Source organism: Haloplanus salinarum (assembly GCF_024498175.1).
GTDB classification, from domain to species: domain Archaea; phylum Halobacteriota; class Halobacteria; order Halobacteriales; family Haloferacaceae; genus Haloplanus; species Haloplanus salinarum.
In genome coordinates, this window is sequence record NZ_CP101823.1 from 2,808,919 (window position 1) to 2,827,247 (window position 18,329).

Sequence of the window (18,329 nt, forward strand, 5' to 3'; positions counted from 1 at the left end):
CCGGTCGTCCGACCGACCGAACCCCTTTAGACGGCGAGGCCCGAGGATTCGCGTCGTGAGCGAGGTGGAGGACTGGCGGGCGGCGCTCGCGTCGGCGGGAGAGCTATCCGGGCCCATCGTCGACGCCATCCTCTCGGCCCACGGCGACCGGGGCCAGCGGGCCATCGAGGCCGTCTCGGAGGAGCGCGTCAAGCAGTACCGGGATTTCACGGTCGTCGTCGGCCACGACGACGAGTACATCGTCGAGGACGGCGGCTGTACCTGCAAGGACGCCGAGTACAACCTCGACACCGACGATCCGAGCCAGCGGTGCTGGCACGCGCTGGCCGTCGAGGTGGCCGAGCGTGTCGACGCCGTCGACCACCACGACATGTGGTACTCCGAGGTTCGGGAGTTCCTGTAGTCGGCGAGCCGAGAGGAAGAACTTTCACCCGGCCACACCCACCTCCGTCATGCTCGATTACGTCGACCTGGAGACCGACCTCGATCAGGAGGAGCGACTGATCCGGGACACCGCCCGCGAGTTCGTCGACGAGGAGGTCCGCCCCGACATCGGCGAACACTTCCTCGACGGAACGTTCCCGACCGATCTCATCCCGGAGATGGGCGAACTGGGGTTTTACGCGCCGAACCTCGACGGCTACGGCCTGCCGAACGTGAGCGAGCGGGCCTACGGACTCCTGATGCAGGAACTCGAGGCCGGTGACTCGGGCGTCCGCTCGATGGCGAGTGTCCAGGGGGCGCTGGTGATGTACCCCATCCACGCCTTCGGGACGGCCGACCAGAAGGAGCGGTGGCTCCCCGCTCTGGGGCGGGGCGAGGCGGTGGGCTGTTTCGGCCTGACCGAACCCGAACACGGCTCGGACCCGTCGTCGATGGCGACGACCGCCGAGCGCGACGGCGACGGCTACCGGCTCTCGGGGTCGAAGACCTGGATCACGAACGCGCCCATCGCGGACGTGGCGGTGGTCTGGGCGCGGGACCGCTCCGCCGAGGGGAGCCCGGTCCGGGGCTTTCTCGTCGAGACGGACCGCGACGGCGTGACCACCCAGCCGATCCACGAGAAGCTCTCCCTGCGGGCGTCGATCACCGGCGAGATCAGCCTCTCGAACGCGTGGGTCCCCGAGGCGGACGTCCTCGACGTCGAGGGGATGAAAGGACCGCTCTCCTGTCTCACCCAGGCCCGGTACGGCATCGCGTGGGGGGCGGTCGGCGCCGCCCGGGACTGCTTCGAGACGGCCCGGGAGTACGCCACCGAGCGCGAACAGTTCGGCAGACCGATCGGCGCCTTCCAGCTCCAACAGGAGAAACTCGCCGAGACGGCGACCCGGATCACGACCGCCCAACTGCTGGCCCACCGGCTCGCGGACCTGAAAGAGCGGGGTGACCTCCGGCCCCAGCAGGTGTCGATGGCCAAACGCAACAACGTCCGGATGGCCCGCGAGGAGTCCCGGCGCGCCCGCGAGATGCTCGGCGGCAACGGCATCACCGCCGACTACCCGCCGATGCGGCACCTCGCGAACATGGAGACGGTGTACACCTACGAGGGCACCCACGACATCCACTCGCTGATCCTCGGCGAGGACCTGACGGGGCTGTCCGCGTTCGAGTGACGGACGGTCGTGTGTGGTGTGTGCCCATCACCCACGTTTCCAAGGGCGCCCTGGCCGTACGACCGAGGTGAACGGCCATGTGTCCCGCCACGTGCCACGGTCCCGACGGCCTCGACCTCTCCCGGGAGGAGGCGTGGGTCCTCCACGTCGCGATCCTGGCTCACGTCGAGCGACGGGTCGAGGCCGGCCGATCGCCCGACCGGGGGGTCGCGCTCCTGGATCGGGTCGAGGCGTGCGAACCACTCGATACGGGCGATCGCTCCCTCGTCCGCGGCGCGCTCACGACGTATCTGACCGACGCGCCGGAACGCGACCGCGAGCCGGCGCGGTCGATCCTGTCGACCCTCGACGCTCAGCCCTCGTCGAGCCAGTAGTCGACGTCGTCGTCGCGGCGGTAGTAGCCTTCGACCGTTCGCGGGTCGTCGCCGCCGGGGGGCGATCCCGCGTAGACGCCGATCTTTCCCGAGTCGGGGTAGACCGTCACGTCCGGATCGTTCATCGTCGAGACGGCCAGATACCGCAGGGGGTCGTCCCCGTCGTTGACGACGCGGTGAGCGCCGTCGGAACCGACCGGGAAGGCGACGTAGTCGCCCGATCGGAGCGACTCGACGCCGTCGGCGGTTCGGAGCTGTCCCGCTCCCGCGAGGACGTAGACGGCCTCCTCGTTGCCGGTATGAAAGTGAAAGGGCCAGGACTTCTCCCCGGGCGGTAGTTCGTAGAGCGAGCAACCGAGTCGGTCGCCGCCGGCGGCGGTAGCGAGTCGCTTCCGCCGGAACCCCGTCTCGCCGCGGTCGACCGTCTCCCAGTCGAGGTCGGCTTCGTTGACGCGCATGGCGGCGGTTCGGGCGCCGCCGTCAAATGTCGAGGGGTGCGACGGCGGCGCACCGAGCGCCGCACGCGGCCGCGGAGCCGGGGGTCCGCAAAAAATATATAATCTATAGAGTGCTACAAATGACAAGGTATGTCACAGTTGGGGATGTCCCGGTGGGACGAACGCCACGCGGCGCTGTCGGCGTGCGTGGGCGCGTACTTCGCGGTGCGGCTCGCCCAACTGCTCGTCAGTCCCCTCGTGCCGTCGCTCCGGGCGACGTTCGGCGTCTCCCGCGGGACCGTCGGGGTGATCCTCACCGGAATGTGGCTGGTGTACGCCTGTTCGCAGGTGCCGAGCGGCGCCGCGGCCGACCGCTACGGGCCGCGCCGGGTCGTCCTCGCGGCGTTGGGGTGTACGACCGCCGCCGCGCTGGCGCTCGCGGCCGCGCCGTCGGTACTCGCGTTCGGCGCCTTCGCGCTCGCCCTCGGCATGGGTGCGGGGCTCTACTACACGCCGGCGACGGCGTTGCTCTCCGAGCGGTTCGACGACGTGGGTCGTGTCATCGGCGTCCACCGGATGGGGAGTCAGGCTGCGGGCCTGGTCGCACCGGTGCTGGCGGCGCTTCTCGGCGCGCGTTTCGGCTGGCGGGCCGCCGTCGGGAGCGGTGCGCTCGTGGCCGCGGGGTGTCTCGCCGCCGTGGTCCTGCGTGGGTCGGCGACGTCGCCGTCGGTCGCCACGGCGACGGACGGCGGCACGACGGTCGGGCCACGGACGCTGCTCGGTGTCCTCGCTCGACCGTCCGTCGCGTTCGCCGCCGGACTGGCCGCCGTAGGGGAGTTCGCCGCGCTGGCGACGCTCTCCTTTCTGCCGACGTTCCTCGCCGAGCACCACGGGGTGTCGACGTCGGTGGCGGGCGCCCTCTTCGGGGGGTATTTCCTCGTCGTGGCGTCGCTCCAGCCCGTGAGCGGGTGGCTCTCCGACCGCCTCGGCCGCGACGCCGTCACCGGGGTGCTGTTCGCCGGCGGCGCCGTCGGCTACGCGGCGCTCGCCGTCGGGGAGGGACTCGCCGTCGCCGGCCCGGCCGTGATACTCGTCGGCGCCGCGATGGCGTGGGGGCCGCCCGTCCAGTCGCGGGCGGTCGACGCCCTCGCCGACGCCGAACGCGGCGTCGGGTTCGGCGCGGTCCGGACGGGCTACATCCTCGTCGGCGCCCTCGGCCCGGCGGCGGTCGGGGGGCTCGCCGACGCCGCCGGCTGGGCCGTGGGTGTCGGCCTCCTCGCCGGGATGCTCGGGTGTGCGACCGTCGCCCTCGCACTCGCCCACCTCGTCGGTCACGAGCGCCGACCGCCCGGGTCGTCGACGTTCGGCCTGTTCGTCGCCTCGGACGGGGACGGGACGTGAGCCCCGTCACGCGACGGCCCACGCCAGCAACGCCACGCCGACGAGCGTCGCCGGGGCGTCGCGCCACGTCGGCGAGAGCGCGGGGAGGGTCGGGTTCCACGCGAAACAGCGGGCTTGGAGGGCGAGCGCGAACCGGTCGGCACGGCGGAACACCCGCCGGAGGCCCGTGACGCCGATCAGCCGGATCCGCTCGCGGAGGGAGCGCTCGGAGCCGAGGCGGGCGTGCATCGCCGCCCGGACGGTCGCGAGGTCGTCGCGGAGGACGGGGAGAAAACGGAGGACGAACCCGACGCCCGCACCGAGGACGACGCCGACCCGTCCGGGCAGCAGCCACTGGATGGCGACCCGCGACTCGCGGACGCGGGTGGTGCGGATGTAGGCCGTGGAGACGAGCAGGAGGAGGAGGACCCGGTAGCTCGCCAGCGCGGGCGTGACGGCGTCGGCGACGACGAACCACGGGGCGCCGAGGGTCGCCGCCTCGACCAGCGGCCCGGCGACGAGAAAGGGCAGGAACGCGCGGTAGGAACGGAGGCTGGCGGCGACCGGCGTCGCGGCCAGTCGGCAGACACCGCCGACGAAGGCCGTCAGCGCGACCAGTCCCGCGGGCGTCGTGTGGGCGAACGCCGCGACGGCGACGGCCGCCTGGACGAACAGCTTGGTCCGGGGGTCGAGGCGGTGGACGTAGGTGTCGCCCGCGACGTATCGGAGGTTCATGGGGGGCGGACGCCACGCTCGGCGAGCGCCGCGGGCGAGGGATCGGCGTCGTCGAGGGCGACCGCCCCGTCCGCGAGGACGACGATCCGGTCGGCGAGCGCCGCCACGTCCCGCAGGTCGTGGGTGACGACGACGATCCCGACCCCCTCGTCACGGAGCGCCCGCAGTCGGTCCAGAACCGACCGCCGGGCGGCCCAATCCAGGCCGGTGAACGGTTCGTCGAGGACGAGGTGGTCGGGATCCATCGCCAGCGCGCCCGCGATGGCGACCCGCTCCCGCTCGCCGCCGGAGAGTTCGTCGATGCGCTCCTCGCCCCGGCCGGCCATGCGGACGGCGTCGAGGGCGTCGGCCACGCGGCGGTCGATGTCCGCACGCTCGAGCCCCAGGTTCTCGGGGCCGAAGGCCACGTCCGAGCCGACGGTGGCGGCGACGAAGCCGTCGCGGGGGTCCTGAAACACCATGCCGACGGCGGAGCGGGCGGCGACCGGGTCGTCGTCGACGGGGCGGCCGTTCACCGACACGGTCCCGCGGTCCGGTGTGAGCAGGCCGTTGAAGCCGCGGACGAGCGTGGTCTTGCCGGAGCCGTTGGCGCCCGCGAGGACGAGGAACTCCCCGTCCCCGACGGCGAGGGAGACGTCGTCGACGGCGAGGACGTCCTCGCCGTACCGGTAGGTGTACCCCTCGACGGTGATCGTCATCGGGCGACGAGGGCGTCGCTGCGGACGATGGCGACCGTCGCGGCGACCTTCAGGCCGGCCACGGGCAGGAAGGGGACCACGACGGCCGACACGGCGGCGACGAGGCCGATAGCCTGGACGAGGGCGTAGCCGACGGCGCCGGCGGCGTAGACGACGGCCGTCCCCGCGACCAGCGCGAGGACGAGTCGCGGCACGGGGATAGCGTCGGGCGCGGTGAGGCCGTCGAGCCCGTGGGCGACGGCGCCGACGGTCATCGCGGCGAGCGGGAAGCCGATCAGGAAGCCGCCGGTCGGGCCGAGGACGACTCCCAGACCGGCGTTGCCGCCGGCGAAGACGGGGAGGCCGATCAGCCCCGCGAGCAGGTAGAGCGTGAAGGCCACGCCCGCCCACAGGGGGCCGAGGACGACCCCCGCGAGGTACACCCACAGCGTCTGGAGCGTGATCGGGACGTTCGGCGCGAGCGGGTGGACCATGTCCACGGGCGCCGTCGCGCTCGTCGCGGCGGCGAACAGCACCGCGCGGGCCACGTTGCCGGTGGCCTCCTCGCCGACCAGTTCGACCGAGTCCGTTGCGGTCGTCATACCGGCCCGACGCTCGTAAATCACTTAGTACGTAGTGGTTGACGGGACGGGTCGCCGACGGGTTTTTACCGCCGAGCGGGTTTCGTGTCAGTATGGACGACAAGACCGCGGAGCTACGGGACGTCTTCCTCGATGCGACGGGGACGGAGACGGTCACGGAGCGCCAGTCGGCGGCCCGCGGTTCGCTCGTCGACGCCGTCGATCCCGAGCGGGTGACCGCGCGCCTGCGGGAGTTGCTCGAGACGATGCGCGAGCGGTACGACTTCGAGACCGGCCTGGAGACGGAGGCGTACCTCCACCTCGTCGACGGCTTCCACGCGGGGGCGACCGACGCGGACCTCGCGGAACGGCTCGGAACCGACGTCGGGACGGTCGTCCGGGCGCGACTCGACTGTCACCTCGTCCGGGCGGACGACCGTGATCACCCCGCCTTCGCGGCGATCCGCGAGCGGATCGTCGACGGGGCGGACGACGAAGCCGTCGCCACGGACCTCGACTGCGACCCCGAGGCGGTCGCGCACGTCCGTCGCGTCGTGGCGGCGGACCGCGAGGCCACCCGCGCCAACGAGCGGTTCCGCGACGCCTTCGCCGACCTCCTGACGGACGCGGACCTCTCCGGGCGCCTGGCGCGTGACTCCCGCGAGGACGGCCTCCGCGAGGCGACCGAGGACATCGAGACGGACGTGTCGCTCTGACTCCTTGCGAAGACTCTTAGGCGATCCGGAACCAGTGAGTGTCAATGGCGCAGTCGTCGCAAAACCAGGAGTTGATCGACCGGTTCGTCAGGTTCTACCGGAACTACTACCGCGACGAGATCAGCCGCCTCGCCCAGCGCTACCCCAACGAACAGCGGTCCCTCCACGTCGACTACGACGACCTCTACACCTTCGATCAGGACCTCGCGGACGACTTCCTCTCCCAGCCGGAACAGATCGGCGAGTTCGCCGAGGAGGCCCTCCGGGTGTACGACCTGCCCGCGGACGTATCGCTCGGACAGGCCCACGTCCGCCTGCGGAACCTCCCCGACACGGTCGACATCCGCTCGATCCGCGTCCACGACAACCACGTCGGACGCCTGATCGCCGTCTCGGGCATCATCCGCAAGGCCACCGACGTCCGCCCGAAGATCACCGAGGCCGCCTTCGAGTGCCAGCGCTGTGGCACGATGACGTACATCCCCCAGTCCGACGGCGGCTTCCAGGAACCCCACGAGTGCCAGGGCTGTGAGCGACAGGGCCCCTTCCGCGTCAACTACGACCAGTCGGAGTTCGTCGACTCCCAGAAGCTCCGGGTCCAGGAGTCACCCGAGGGCCTGCGCGGCGGGGAGACCCCCCAGAGCATCGACATCGACATCGAGGACGACATCACCGGCGAGGTGACCGCGGGGGACCACGTCACCGTCACCGGCGTCCTCCACATCGACCAGGTGACGGAGGGCAACGAGAAGTCACAGCTGTTCGACCTCTACATGGACGGGGTCAGCGTCGAGATCGAGGACGAACAGTTCGAGGACATGGAGATCAGCGAGGCGGACAAGCGAAACATCGTCGAACTGTCGAACCACCCCGACATCTACGAGGAGATGGTCGCCTCCGTCGCGCCCTCCATCTACGGCTACGACGAGGAGAAACTCGCGATGATCCTCCAGTTGTTCTCGGGCGTGACGAAGGAACTCCCCGACGGCTCGCGGATTCGGGGGGACCTGCATATGCTGTTGATCGGGGACCCCGGGACGGGGAAGTGCCTCGATGGAGAGACCCTGGTGACGCTGGCTGACGGTCGTGAGGTGCCGATTCGAGCCCTCGTCGAACGGAATCTCGACGATCCGACGGCCGTGGACGACGGCGTCTACGACGAGACGGACATCGATGTGGCCTCGGTCACGAAGGACGGGACGGTCACGACACGGCGAGCGACGAGAGTGTGGAAACGGGAGGCACCCGAGCGCCTATATCGGATCCGGACGACGAGCGGTCGGGAAATCGAAGCGACGCCGTCGCATCCGCTGTTCGTACAGGACACTGGGCACCTCGAAGCGACCAGAGCCGACGAACTCACCGTCGGCGACCGTGTCGCAGCACCGCGAAAACTCGACCTCAAGAGCAACGACACGCTCGATATCGGGTATCGGGAATCAAAAGCCCCGAACGCCGTCCGTCTCGACCTGCCGGATCGGTGGACACCCCGTCTTGCACGCCTCGTTGGATTCATCATTGCCGAAGGACACGCGGTCCGCCACGACGACAACACCGCAGACGTTCGGATCACCAACCAAGACGACGAGATTCTGTCCGACGTCAGTCGGGCTCTGGACGACCTCGGACTGACGTACACCATCGATGAACCGCGGACGGGTACCTCTGCAAGCAGAGTTCGATGTACGGCCAGCGAGTTCGTCAGTTTTCTCGAAGGCCTCGAGCCGGCGATCCTAGAAGGATCCGGGGAGCAGCGAGTCCCGGAGGCCGTGCGTACTGCGAGCGAAACGACCAAGCGGGAGTTCCTCCGCGCGTACGTCGACGGCGAAGGACACGTCTCGACGAAACAGCGTGAACTCACCGTCGCGTCTATGAGTCCTGAACTGTTGGAGGGGATTCGATCACTCCTGTTGGATTTCGAGGTCCAATCGACGCTTGAACAGCGTTCCAACGGCAGCTATCGTCTCCGAATCAGCGGTAACAGTTTCGAGAGATACGTTCGCCGAATCGGCTTCGTCACCGATCGTAAGACGGTAGCAGCGGAGGCGTTCGAGTCGGTCCGCAGTAACACGAACGTCGATACTGTCCCCGACATCGGCGACGACCTCCGGCGGATCCGCGAACGGCTTCACCTCTCGCAGTTCGACTGTGGCGTCCCGCGAACGACGTACCAACACTACGAACGCGGCGACCGGAATCCGAGCAGAGGGAGCCTCGAAACGATCGTCGAGGCGTTTCGGGAACGTCTCGACTGGCTCCGAGCGCAACGAGAGCAGTTGCAGGACGGGAACTGGGAGGCCGTCGAAACGGTTCGAGACGATCTGAACCTCTCCCAGACGGAACTCGCTTCTGGGATGGACATCTCCCAGACCGCGGTGAGCTATTACGAACGGACTGACGCCGTACCTGATGGTGGAAGCGTCACCAGTGCAAAGAGTGTGCTACTCGACAGCATCGACGAAGCGCTCGACGTCTCGGAGACCGTCGAGAAGCTAGCGGCGTGCTGTACTAACGACGTGATCTGGGAGCGGATCGAGTCAATCGAAGCCGTCGAACCGGACGACGACTGGGTGTACGACCTCGAAGTCGTCGGCACACACACGTACCTCGCCAACGGGCTCGTCTCACACAACTCGCAGTTGCTCTCGTACATCCGCAACATCGCCCCCCGCTCCGTCTACACCTCGGGGAAGGGCTCCAGTTCCGCGGGGCTCACGGCCGCCGCCGTTCGCGACGACTTCGGCGAGGGGCAACAGTGGAGCCTCGAAGCGGGCGCCCTGGTGTTGGCCGACCAGGGCATCGCCGCGGTCGACGAACTCGACAAGATGCGACCGGAGGATCGGTCGGCCATGCACCAGGCGCTCGAGCAGCAGGAGATTTCGATTTCCAAGGCCGGCATCAACGCCACCCTCAAGTCCCGCTGTTCGCTCCTCGGCGCCGCGAACCCCAAGTACGGCCGGTTCGACCAGTACGAACCCATCGGCGAACAGATCGACCTCGAACCCGCCCTGATCTCGCGGTTCGACCTCATCTTCACCGTCACCGACCAGCCCGACCCGGAGGAGGACGCCGCCCTCGCGGAGCACATCCTGCGGACGAACTACGCGGGCGAGTTGAACACCCAGCGGACGGAGGTGGCGAACGCCAACCACAGCCAGGAGGAGGTCGAATCGGTGACTGACACGGTCGATCCGGCCATCGACCCCGAACTGCTGCGGAAGTATATCGCGTACGCCAAACGAACCTGCTATCCGACGATGGACGACGAGGCGAAGTCGGCCATCCGCGATTTCTACGTCGACCTCCGGGCGAAGGGCGCCGACGAGGACGCTCCGGTGCCGGTCACCGCCCGCAAGCTGGAGGCGCTGGTGCGGCTGGCGGAGGCGAGCGCGCGCGTCCGGCTCTCGGATACCGTCGAGCGCAAGGACGCCGAGCGCGTGATCGACATCGTCCGCTCCTGTCTGCAGGACATCGGGGTCGACCCCGAGACGGGCGAGTTCGACGCCGACGTCATCGAGACTGGGACCTCCAAGAGCCAGCGCGACCGCATTAAGAGCATCAAGGACGTCATCGAGACGGTCGACGCCGAGTACGAGGGCGAGGCCGGCGCGCCGCTCGACGCCATCGTCGAGCGCGCACAGGCCGAGGGCATCGAGGAGGAGAAGGTGATGGATCAGATCGAGCAGCTGCGCCGGAAAGGCGACGTGTACAGTCCGAAGACGGACCAGTACAAGGTGGTCTGATGGACCGCATCTCCGCGATCAGGAACGTCGAGGAGGCGCTCCGGGCGTTCGAGGCGGGGGAGGCGGACCTCGCGGCGACCGAGGAGCGCGTGCTCGCCGCGCTCCGGACGTACGCGACGGAGTTCGAGGACGGGAGCGGTCTCGGCGCGTACGTGGGCCGCGGGGCGGAGGCCGTCGAGGACGTGGTGGTGATCGCGTCGTCGCCGGCCGAGGCGCGTGATCGGATCGCCGACCACGCCCCGGCGGCGCCGTCGTCGTTCGACGTCGAACGCCTGGACTGACTGCCGGTACCGTCAGGATTAGGTGATCGGTCGCGACACGGGACGGCAACGGTGCTACTCGTCGTCACGTACTCGCGGGACGCACGCACCACGCTCCGGAACGTCTGTCGCAGCCACGAGGGGACGGTGGTCCGACGGTTCGGGCGGGCAGCGCTGCTGGAGGAGACCGAGCTGGGAGCGTTTCTCGCCTTGCGGCTCCGGGCGAAACACGGCGACGATACGCAGATCGAACGCACGCACCCGTTCAACGAGTTCCAGGCGGTCCCCGATCCGGTGCGGACCGCCGCCACGGCCTACGAGGATCGCGAGACGCCGAGCACGCCGTACGCCAAGTTCGCGGCGGGGACCGAGCATCCCGATCCGGAGGCGATGCGCGATGCCGACCTGTAGGCGGGGGCGAACCGAAGGGGAACGACACGGATGCGGGTGAGGATCGACGGGGACGTCCACGAGGGGCGTGCGATCGACCTCCGCGGTGTCGACACGGCGGCGCTCGTCCGGGCGATCCGCGGTGCGGAGGCGCCGATCCGGGTCGAGTGCCCCACGCCGGGAGCCGTCCACGAACACGTCGCCCGGCTCCCGCCGTCGGCGTTCGACCGGCGGGCGGCGCTCGCCGACGCGGCACGGGCGCGGGGTCACGAGGCCGAGACGGCGGCCGAACTCGAGACGGCGCGGCGGGAACTGGCCGCAGCGTCGCCGCCGACGGTCGACGTCCGGGAGGCGCGTCGGCGTGTCGCGGCGGCGGGCGCCGAGGAGGAGCGCCTCCGGGAGCGCGTCGCCGAACTCCGGGGGCGGATGCAGGCGCGGCGCGAGACGGGCGCCGGCACGACGGCGGTCGAAGCGCAGTTGGAGGCGGCGACGAGCGACCTCGCGGAGGCCGAAACCGAGCGAATCGCGGCCGAACAGGCGCTCGACCGCGCGGAACGGGCGGCACGGGAGGCCCGCGACCGGCGCGAGAAGCGCCTCGAACTCGAGGATCGGGTGGCGAACCTCGAACGGCGGGTCCGCGAGGAACTGGCGGCCGCGGTGTGGGGGGCGTTCCGGTCGGCCGTCGAGGCGGTCCCGGGGAGCGCGACGGTCGGCGAGTCGCCCGGGGACTACGACGGCGACGCGACGACCGCCGCGCTCGGTGTGGCTCGCCTCGCCCCCCTCGACGCGCCGGTCGTCGTCGAGAGTCTCGACCGCGTTGCGGGGGCTGCGGCGGCGGCGACGACCCTCGACGCGCCGGTGATTTATGTTCGGTGACGCGGCCAGTCCGGGTCATGGAGTCCGACTGGACGCTCACGCGGCTCGACGGCCGCGACGACGTCGCCCTCGTGACGGTCGAACTGCACAACCCGTCGCCGGTCGACCGCCGGGTCAGGGTGACGAACCGGCTGTCCGGCCCGCTCCTGCCCCCGCGCCGCGCCGGCGTGCCGGAACGAGGATGGGACGCCGACGGGTTCACGGGCGTCGTTCCCGCCGGCGACCGCCTCGCGCTCGGGTACGCCTGCCCGGCGCCCGACGAACGCCCGCCGGTCGAGATCAGCGACGAGGGGCGGGCAACGACCGAGGAATCGGGGGCGACGGTCGCGGCAGCGATCCGTGGGTTGGCCGAGGCGCGCCCGCCGGCCGACGCGCTGCCGGACGGGCCGGCAACGAGCGAGGCGGACGGGACGGACACGGGGGACCGGAACGGCGGGTCGGAGGAGCGGACCTGCGAACCGCCGTCACCGAACGGGGACCCGCCGGCGACCGAGTGCGAACCGCCGTCACCGAACGGTGGGTCGCCGACGGTGGCGCCGCCGGCGGTCGAGTCGTGGCTGGCGGCGGCCGAACGGCGGATCGAACGCGGCGAGCGACTGACGGACGCGTCGGCCGAGACGGTCGCGTCCGCGCTCGACGGCGGCGACGTCGCCGACCTCGGCGACCGGATCGCGGCCGACGCCGAACGGCTCCGGGCCGTCGCGGAGCGGGCGGAGGGACTCGCGGAGCGGGCGGGAGCGGTCGACGTGCCCCACGCGGCCCTCCGGAGGCTCGCGTGATCGTCGCCGTCGCCGGCGGGAAAGGTGGCGTGGGGAAGACGACTGTCGCGTACAACCTGGGGGCGGCACTCGACGCCGTTGTCGTCGACGCCGACCTGGGGATGGCCGACCTCCCCCGCGGTCGGGGGCCGGACCTCCACGACGTCCTCGCGGGGCGGGCGGCCCCGACGGAGGCCGTCCGCCACGGACGGGTGTCGTTGTTGCCCTGTGGTCGCTCGCTCGCCGGCGCCCGCGCGGCGGACGTCCGCGAACTCGCTGACGCGCTCCGGACGGTGGCGTCACGAGCCGGCGACGTGATCGTCGACTGCCCGGCCGGCCTCCGTGCCGACGTGGGGGTCCCCCTCGCCGTCGCCGACGCCTGCGTCCTCGTGGCGTCGCCCCGACGGTTCGCGTTAGCCGACGTGGTCCGAACGCGGGAGTTGGCGCGGGAACTCGACGCGGGGCTGGTCGGCGTCGTGCTCAACCGGACGACCGGCGACGACGACCCGCCGGTGGACGCGCTCCGGCGGACGCTCGGGGCGCCAGTCTCGGCGGTGCCGGCCGACCCGCGCGTCGGTCGGTCCGTCGACGACGAGCGGCCGATGGTGTCGGCGTCGCCGGATTCGAACGCCGCCGCGGCGTTTCGCTCGCTCGGCGACGCGGTTCGGACCTGCGAGCGGGAGCGTGGCGGTCACTCCGTCAGCAGCGCGTAGGTGTTGCGGACGGTCACGGGGGTGACGCCGGCCACGTCGGCGGCATCCTGCTGGGTGAGCGACGCGCCGGCCTCGCGGGCGGCCGTGTAGAGACAGGCCGCGGCGACGCCGCTCGGGTTGCGGCCCGCGATGTCGCCCGACTCGCGGAGGCGCCGCGCGTGGGCCTCGGCGTTCCGGCGGACCGCTTCGCTCACGTCGAGTTCGCTGGCGTAGCGGGGGATGTACTCGACCGGGTGGATCGGACCGGTGGCGATATCGAGTTCGCGGTTCAGCGCCCGATAGGCCGCGCGGTGTTCCGTCTCGCTGGCCTTGGCGGCGTCGACCACCTCGTCGACGGTCCGGGAGACGGAGCAGATCCGACAGGTGGCGTACACCGTCGCGGAGGCAAAGCCCTCCAGCGACCGGCCACGGAGCAGGTCCGCTTCCTGAGCCGACCGGAACAGCGAACACGCCGACTCGCGGACGTGCCGCGGGAGCGATAGTGCCCCGACCAGCCGCCTGATCTCCGTGAACGCGTAGACTTGGTTGCGCTCGCGTTTCGTCGATATCTGGGCCCGGTTGTGCTGGGTCCGCATCCGCGACAGCCGACGCCGCTTCCGCCCCTTGATCCGGGTCGATCGACCGATGTCGGTCGAGAGACCGCGGTCGTGTCGCGACTGGGTGAGCGGCGCGCCGGTCCGCTCGGGCGACGTCTCGTCGTCGGCGAAGGAGCGCCACTCGGGCCCGTGGTCGATCCGGTACTCGTCGACGACGAGCCCACACTGCCCGCAGACCGTCTCGGTCCCCTGGGTGTTCAGTCGCCCGCTGCACTCCGGACACTCCGTCCGTGCCTGGCTCATCACAGTCGAAAGTTGGTCCCGATGGAGTATTTAAACGGGGGCGCGAGCCGGGAAATTCGAGGGGTTCGCCGGCGAGAAGCGTACCGGTCACCGGTACGTTCTACCGTCGGCTCCGCGGATCGGCGGTAGGTTTTACAACCGAAGCGAGGCCACTGTGCGGCGATGGGACTGTCCGACATCGCCGCGGGGATCGAGGTACACGAGCGGCAACGGGAACGTGGGGTCCCGACGGTGGACGCGACGGGTGGCGACCTGGTCGCCCGCCTGGACGGCCACGCGGAGGCGTTGCCGTGCACGCCCGAGGCGGCGGCGACGGTGCTGGAGACGTACGCGGGGGGGACGAGCGTCGGTGACTGCGCCCGGGAGGCGGGGCTGGCACCGATGACGGCCGCCAAACTGCTCCACCGCTGTGGCGTCACGGGGCTGTCGCCGCTCGGTCCGACGGGACGTCGGATCGTCCGGGACTGGCTGGCGGGCGACCTCCCCCGGACGGAGGCGACCGAACTCGCGGGCGCCGACGAGGCGGACTTCGCGCTGGCGGCGTACGTCGAGACGCACGACCCGGTTCCCGACCTGGCGGACGCCGTCGAGGGCGTCTTGGAACCCGACGCGACGGCGACGGTCGACAAGCGGGACGCGCTGGCGGAGACGATGAGTTCCGTCGGCGACCTGCGGTAGCTACCGCGGGACGAAGTCGCCGACCGAGTCGAGCAGCCCGGTTCCGTCCTCGACCGAGGGGTCGGCGTCGAAGACGACGTCGGCCACCTCGGCGACGGCCGTCGCGACCGTCCCCTCGTCAAGACAAGTCGGCGCGGCCGTCACCGCCGCCGTCGTCTCGGGCAGGGCAGCGTCGGCGACCGACAGGTCGCCACGGGTCGCGACGACGGCGTCGGCACTCGCTCCGATGTCCTCGATTCGGCCACGGAGTCGCTGGACGGCGTCGCGTCCTCGCGTCGTCGCCGGCGCGACGACGACGGTTCGATCGGCGGCGTTCACCGCCGCGACCGACTGGTTCGCCGCCACGGGCGGCGTGTCGACGACCACGTGGTCGAACGCGTCGGCCGCGGCGGCGATGCGCGACTCGAAGCGCCGGGCCGCGTCGGCGGATTTCGCCCGGGCCAGGCGCTCGAACGGTGCCGCGGCGGGACAACAGGCCAACCGTCCGCCGTCGGCGTCGAGCGGCAGGTCGACCAGCCCCGCTTCGAGCGGCGCCTCCCGTCGGTCGGTGAGCAGCGCCGTCAGGTCCGGGTCGAGTCGCCCGGAGAGGTAGTCGGACAGCCCCTGTGTGGCGAAGGCGGCGTCGAGGACCGCGACCGACCGGCCGTCGGCCGCGAGGAGCGCCCCGAGTTCGACCGTCAGTCGCGTGGTCCCCGCCCCGCCCGTCGCCCCGACCAGCGCCGCCACCGTGCCGGCCTCACCGTCGCTCATACCACCGCATGCGGCGGCTTCCGATTAAAATGGTCGGACGGCGATCGGTGACGACCGGGCGTTCGTCGGCGTGGACGCCGACGAAGTGAGCGCGTTCGCGCGACAGGCGGGACAAGAGCCTTGTCGCCGACGGACCGAGGGCGAACATGGTCCCCACGGGAAACGACTCGACGGTCACGTGGGCGGCGCTCCCCGACCGGGAATCGGACCGGCTCCGACTGCTCCTCTTTCACCTCGGGGCCGGCGTCGCCGCCGTCGTCGGCCTCCTGCTCGTGGCGGTGCTCGTCGCGCTCGCCGTCCAGGGTGGCCTCGGGGGCGACACCGGGACCGTCCTCCTCGTCGTCGTACTCCTGCTGGTCGGGGGGCCGATGTCGCTGTGGTACCTCCGTCTCGCGTCGACGTACGGCACCGACCACGAACTCGGCGCGGTCCTGCCGAACGCGGGGTGGCTCCGTCGTCGCTACCTGCCGGTGGCCGCCGTCGGCGGACCCCTCCTCCTCCTGCCGTTGGCGCTCCGACCGGGGCTCCTGCTCGCCTACCCGCTCGCCTTCGTCGCCGCCAGGTGGGTCGTCGACCTGCGGTACACGGTCGGCAGCCTCGATCCGAAGACCGGACGGCTCCGGCGAGCGGTCGGCGCGGCCGCCGTTGAGCACGCCGAGGCCGAGCGACTCGATCCGGACGAACGGCTGGTGCGGACCCACGACCTCTCGCCGCTCCGCCGTGTCCATCGACTCCACGTCGGCGAGTACGCGGTGTTCGTCCTCCGGTATCGACGCCGGGGCTGGTGGGGTCGGCCGGTCCTCCTCGTCGTCCCCGCGGACGCGGCCGAACGGGTCGGCGCCGCCCTCGAACGGATCGTCCGGACGAGCGACTGGGGGGCGGGCGATGGCCTCGACCGTTCGGTCCGAATCGCGCTGGGGACCCTCGGAGCAATCTTCCTGTGTGCGACCGGAATCTTCGCCGTCTTCGCCGCCGAGCGGTTGGCGGTCGTCGCGTACGCGGTGGCGACGCTGGGGCTGTTCGGCGCGGGGATGTTGGTCGCGGCGATCCGGGGATGACCGCCGGTGTCGAACCCGTTATCCCGGTCGGGGCCGAAGGCCGACCGATGCTCGAACCCGGCGATCCGGCGCCCGACGTCTCGGCGCGCAACCAGGACGGCGAGTCGGTGACACCCGACTTCGGGGAGCCGACGGTCGTCTTCTTCTACCCCGAGGACTTCACGAAGGGCTGTACGGCCGAGGCCGCGGAGTTCCAGGCGGCGCTCCCGGAGTTCCGCGAACTCGGCGTCGCCGTCTACGGCGTCTCGATGGACGACGCCGAGCGCCACGCGGAGTTCGCGGACGCGGAGGGACTGCGCTTCGACCTGCTCGCCGACCCGGACGGGACCGTCGCCGAGGCGTTCGGCGTCTCGACGGAGCACGGATACGCCGACCGCCGCACCGTCCTCCTCGCCGACGGCGAGGTGCTCGCGACCTACGCCCCCGAGCCGGCCGGCCACGCCGCGGACGTCCTCGACGACGTCCGCGGGAAGTTCGTCGTCGAAGGGTAATCACCACGCCGCCTCGAGGACCGACCGGATCTCCGCGGGCGTGGGATCGATTCCGTCCGGCGCGACTTCCAATAGCCCGTCGTCGTTGATCTCGGCCGCGATGCCGGACAGATCGTCGTGCGTGAGACCGTCGATCGCGCGGAGTTCGGCAGGGAGCCCCAGGTCGGCGGCGACGTCCGCGACGGCGTCGACGACCGCTTCGGCGGGATCGGCCGCGTCGTCGACGCCGAGCGCCCCGGCCAGCAGGTCGCGGCGACCGTGGACCCGGTCGAAGACGTAGCGGAGGACGTGCGGCGCGAGGACGCCGTGGACGACGCCCTGGTGGGCGTCGTAGTCGTGGGAGAAGCCGTGGCCGAAGGCGTGGATGATCGACGCCCGGTAGGTGCCGGGCGTGGAGATGCCGTACTGGGCGAGGACGACCCCACAGACGGCGTCGTAGAGGCGGTCGGCGTCCATCGACTCGCTGGGGAGGGTCGGGAACCCCGCGGACATGAGCGCCAGCGCACGGGTCGCGGTGGCGTCGGTGACGGGCGTGGCGTACGGCGAGTAGAGGCATTCGACGGCCTTGTCGAACCCGTTCATCGCGGAGGCGGTGAGGACGGATTTCGGCGTCGTCTCGAACAGCGCGAGGTCGTAACAGAGCGCGGTCGGCATGAGTCGCGCGTCGCTCAGGGAGCCGTTGGGAATCTCGTGGGCGGGCGTGCCGGCGGGGTCGTGCGAGAGTCCCACGCCGGCGATCACCGAGAGGTCGGCGCCGGCGAGGGTCGTCGGCACCGCGACGACGGGCAGGGGATCGGCGTCGACGGGAACCGTTCCCGTCTCGACGGCCCGCTCGGCGGCGGCCGCGGGGTCGTCGTGGCTCGCCAGCGCGGCGACCACCTTGGCCACGTCGAGGCTGCTCCCGCTCCCGACGGCGACGAGGGCGTCGACCCCCTCGCGCCGGGCGCGGCGGGCGCCCGAAAGCCCCGTCAGCAGGTGTTTCTCGGGGGTCGTCTCGTCGAAGACGCCGGCCAGGCGGTCGCCGAGACCGGCCGCGACCGGATCCATCACGGCGGGGGTCGCGCCCACGTTCGATCCGGTGACGACGAGGGCGGATTCGAGGCCCCGGGCGGCCAGGACCTCGCCGAGGTCGGCGACCCGACCGCGGCCACAGCGGAGTTCGCCGGGGTCGTAGTCGAAGGTGAACTCCCGGTCGGACGGAGCGGTGGACATACGTCCCGGTACGGTCGGCCCGGTGTTAAGCGCGGGCACCGCGGCATA

General features: G+C 71.2%; 21 protein-coding genes. 14 read left to right on the forward strand and 7 right to left on the reverse strand.

The genetic code is table 11. The features are described from left to right. Positions 1-55 precede the first annotated feature (55 nt). From NO364_RS14760 to NO364_RS14770, 3 genes are all read left to right on the forward strand, one after another. Positions 56-403, forward strand: coding sequence for a hypothetical protein (locus NO364_RS14760; protein WP_157690153.1), 348 nt, complete (start codon positions 56-58; stop codon positions 401-403). Between the two features lie 49 nt (positions 404-452). Then, positions 453-1,613: an acyl-CoA dehydrogenase family protein gene (locus NO364_RS14765; RefSeq protein WP_157690152.1), complete on the forward strand. Its 1,161-nt coding sequence runs from the start codon at positions 453-455 to the stop codon at positions 1,611-1,613. Between the two features lie 77 nt (positions 1,614-1,690). Next, positions 1,691-1,987 (forward strand): DUF7853 family protein, encoded by a 297-nt coding sequence (locus tag NO364_RS14770; protein WP_157690151.1) that lies wholly within the window; start codon positions 1,691-1,693, stop codon positions 1,985-1,987. On the opposite strand, the gene NO364_RS14775 is transcribed toward NO364_RS14770, so the two are convergent. After that, on the reverse strand, positions 1,966-2,445 hold the full coding sequence (locus tag NO364_RS14775; protein WP_157690150.1) for a cupin domain-containing protein: 480 nt from the start codon (positions 2,443-2,445) through the stop codon (positions 1,966-1,968). The genes NO364_RS14770 and NO364_RS14775 overlap by 22 nt on opposite strands. 129 nt (positions 2,446-2,574) lie before the next feature. Between NO364_RS14775 and NO364_RS14780 the strand changes: the two genes are divergently transcribed. After that, positions 2,575-3,825: an MFS transporter gene (locus tag NO364_RS14780; RefSeq protein ID WP_257627915.1), complete on the forward strand. Its 1,251-nt coding sequence runs from the start codon at positions 2,575-2,577 to the stop codon at positions 3,823-3,825. Positions 3,826-3,831: 6 nt separating this feature from the next. Here the strand turns inward: NO364_RS14780 and NO364_RS14785 are convergent, their stop codons facing one another. From NO364_RS14785 to NO364_RS14795, 3 genes are read right to left on the reverse strand one after another with little or no spacing between them, the layout of a single operon-like run. Continuing rightward, positions 3,832-4,539 (reverse strand): energy-coupling factor transporter transmembrane component T family protein, encoded by a 708-nt coding sequence (locus NO364_RS14785; protein ID WP_257627916.1) that lies wholly within the window; start codon positions 4,537-4,539, stop codon positions 3,832-3,834. Continuing rightward, a complete protein-coding gene (locus NO364_RS14790) occupies positions 4,536-5,237 on the reverse strand; it encodes an energy-coupling factor ABC transporter ATP-binding protein (protein WP_257627917.1) in 702 nt (233 codons plus the stop codon). The genes NO364_RS14785 and NO364_RS14790 overlap by 4 nt, the downstream gene beginning before the upstream one ends. Then, positions 5,234-5,818, reverse strand: coding sequence for a biotin transporter BioY (locus tag NO364_RS14795; RefSeq protein WP_157690147.1), 585 nt, complete (start codon positions 5,816-5,818; stop codon positions 5,234-5,236). Before NO364_RS14795 ends, NO364_RS14790 begins: the two co-directional genes overlap by 4 nt. A 92-nt stretch (positions 5,819-5,910) precedes the next feature. Here NO364_RS14795 and NO364_RS14800 point away from each other — a divergent pair, with 92 nt between their 5' ends. From NO364_RS14800 to NO364_RS14830, 7 genes are read left to right on the forward strand one after another with little or no spacing between them, the layout of a single operon-like run. Then, a complete protein-coding gene (locus NO364_RS14800; protein ID WP_157690146.1) occupies positions 5,911-6,513 on the forward strand; it encodes a conditioned medium-induced protein 4 in 603 nt (200 codons plus the stop codon). A gap of 44 nt (positions 6,514-6,557) precedes the next feature. Further along, positions 6,558-10,256: an LAGLIDADG family homing endonuclease gene (locus tag NO364_RS14805; protein WP_257627918.1), complete on the forward strand. Its 3,699-nt coding sequence runs from the start codon at positions 6,558-6,560 to the stop codon at positions 10,254-10,256. Continuing rightward, entirely contained in the window at positions 10,256-10,537 is a 282-nt protein-coding gene (locus NO364_RS14810) for a DUF7854 family protein (RefSeq protein WP_157690144.1), read from the forward strand. The genes NO364_RS14805 and NO364_RS14810 overlap by 1 nt, the downstream gene beginning before the upstream one ends. 51 nt (positions 10,538-10,588) lie before the next feature. Further along, positions 10,589-10,927 (forward strand): DUF7855 family protein, encoded by a 339-nt coding sequence (locus NO364_RS14815; RefSeq protein ID WP_157690143.1) that lies wholly within the window; start codon positions 10,589-10,591, stop codon positions 10,925-10,927. A 30-nt stretch (positions 10,928-10,957) separates the two neighbouring features. Continuing rightward, entirely contained in the window at positions 10,958-11,782 is an 825-nt protein-coding gene (locus tag NO364_RS14820; protein WP_257627919.1) for a DUF7856 family protein, read from the forward strand. Positions 11,783-11,799: 17 nt separating this feature from the next. After that, entirely contained in the window at positions 11,800-12,561 is a 762-nt protein-coding gene (locus tag NO364_RS14825; RefSeq protein WP_257627920.1) for a DUF7857 domain-containing protein, read from the forward strand. Beyond that, the gene (locus NO364_RS14830) at positions 12,558-13,253 is read left to right on the forward strand and encodes a nucleotide-binding protein (RefSeq protein ID WP_257627921.1); all 696 of its coding nucleotides are present in this window, start codon (positions 12,558-12,560) and stop codon (positions 13,251-13,253) included. The genes NO364_RS14825 and NO364_RS14830 overlap by 4 nt, the downstream gene beginning before the upstream one ends. Here the strand turns inward: NO364_RS14830 and NO364_RS14835 are convergent. Next, a complete protein-coding gene (locus NO364_RS14835; protein WP_157690139.1) occupies positions 13,232-14,092 on the reverse strand; it encodes a transcription initiation factor IIB in 861 nt (286 codons plus the stop codon). The genes NO364_RS14830 and NO364_RS14835 overlap by 22 nt on opposite strands. Before the next feature lie 162 nt (positions 14,093-14,254). Between NO364_RS14835 and NO364_RS14840 the strand changes: the two genes are divergently transcribed. Continuing rightward, on the forward strand, positions 14,255-14,770 hold the full coding sequence (locus NO364_RS14840; RefSeq protein WP_157690138.1) for a DUF7858 family protein: 516 nt from the start codon (positions 14,255-14,257) through the stop codon (positions 14,768-14,770). Here NO364_RS14840 and NO364_RS14845 read toward each other — a convergent pair whose 3' ends face one another. After that, positions 14,771-15,520 (reverse strand): P-loop NTPase family protein, encoded by a 750-nt coding sequence (locus tag NO364_RS14845; RefSeq protein WP_257627922.1) that lies wholly within the window; start codon positions 15,518-15,520, stop codon positions 14,771-14,773. 146 nt (positions 15,521-15,666) lie between these two features. On the opposite strand from NO364_RS14845, the gene NO364_RS14850 reads away from it, so the two are divergent. Then, on the forward strand, positions 15,667-16,578 hold the full coding sequence (locus NO364_RS14850) for a hypothetical protein (protein WP_257627923.1): 912 nt from the start codon (positions 15,667-15,669) through the stop codon (positions 16,576-16,578). 47 nt (positions 16,579-16,625) lie between these two features. Further along, positions 16,626-17,069, forward strand: coding sequence for a peroxiredoxin (locus NO364_RS14855; protein WP_157690135.1), 444 nt, complete (start codon positions 16,626-16,628; stop codon positions 17,067-17,069). On the opposite strand, the gene NO364_RS14860 is transcribed toward NO364_RS14855, so the two are convergent. Beyond that, positions 17,070-18,281, reverse strand: a complete 1,212-nt coding sequence (locus NO364_RS14860) for an iron-containing alcohol dehydrogenase family protein (protein WP_257627924.1) — start codon at positions 18,279-18,281, stop codon at positions 17,070-17,072. Between the last annotated feature and the right edge of the window lie 48 nt (positions 18,282-18,329).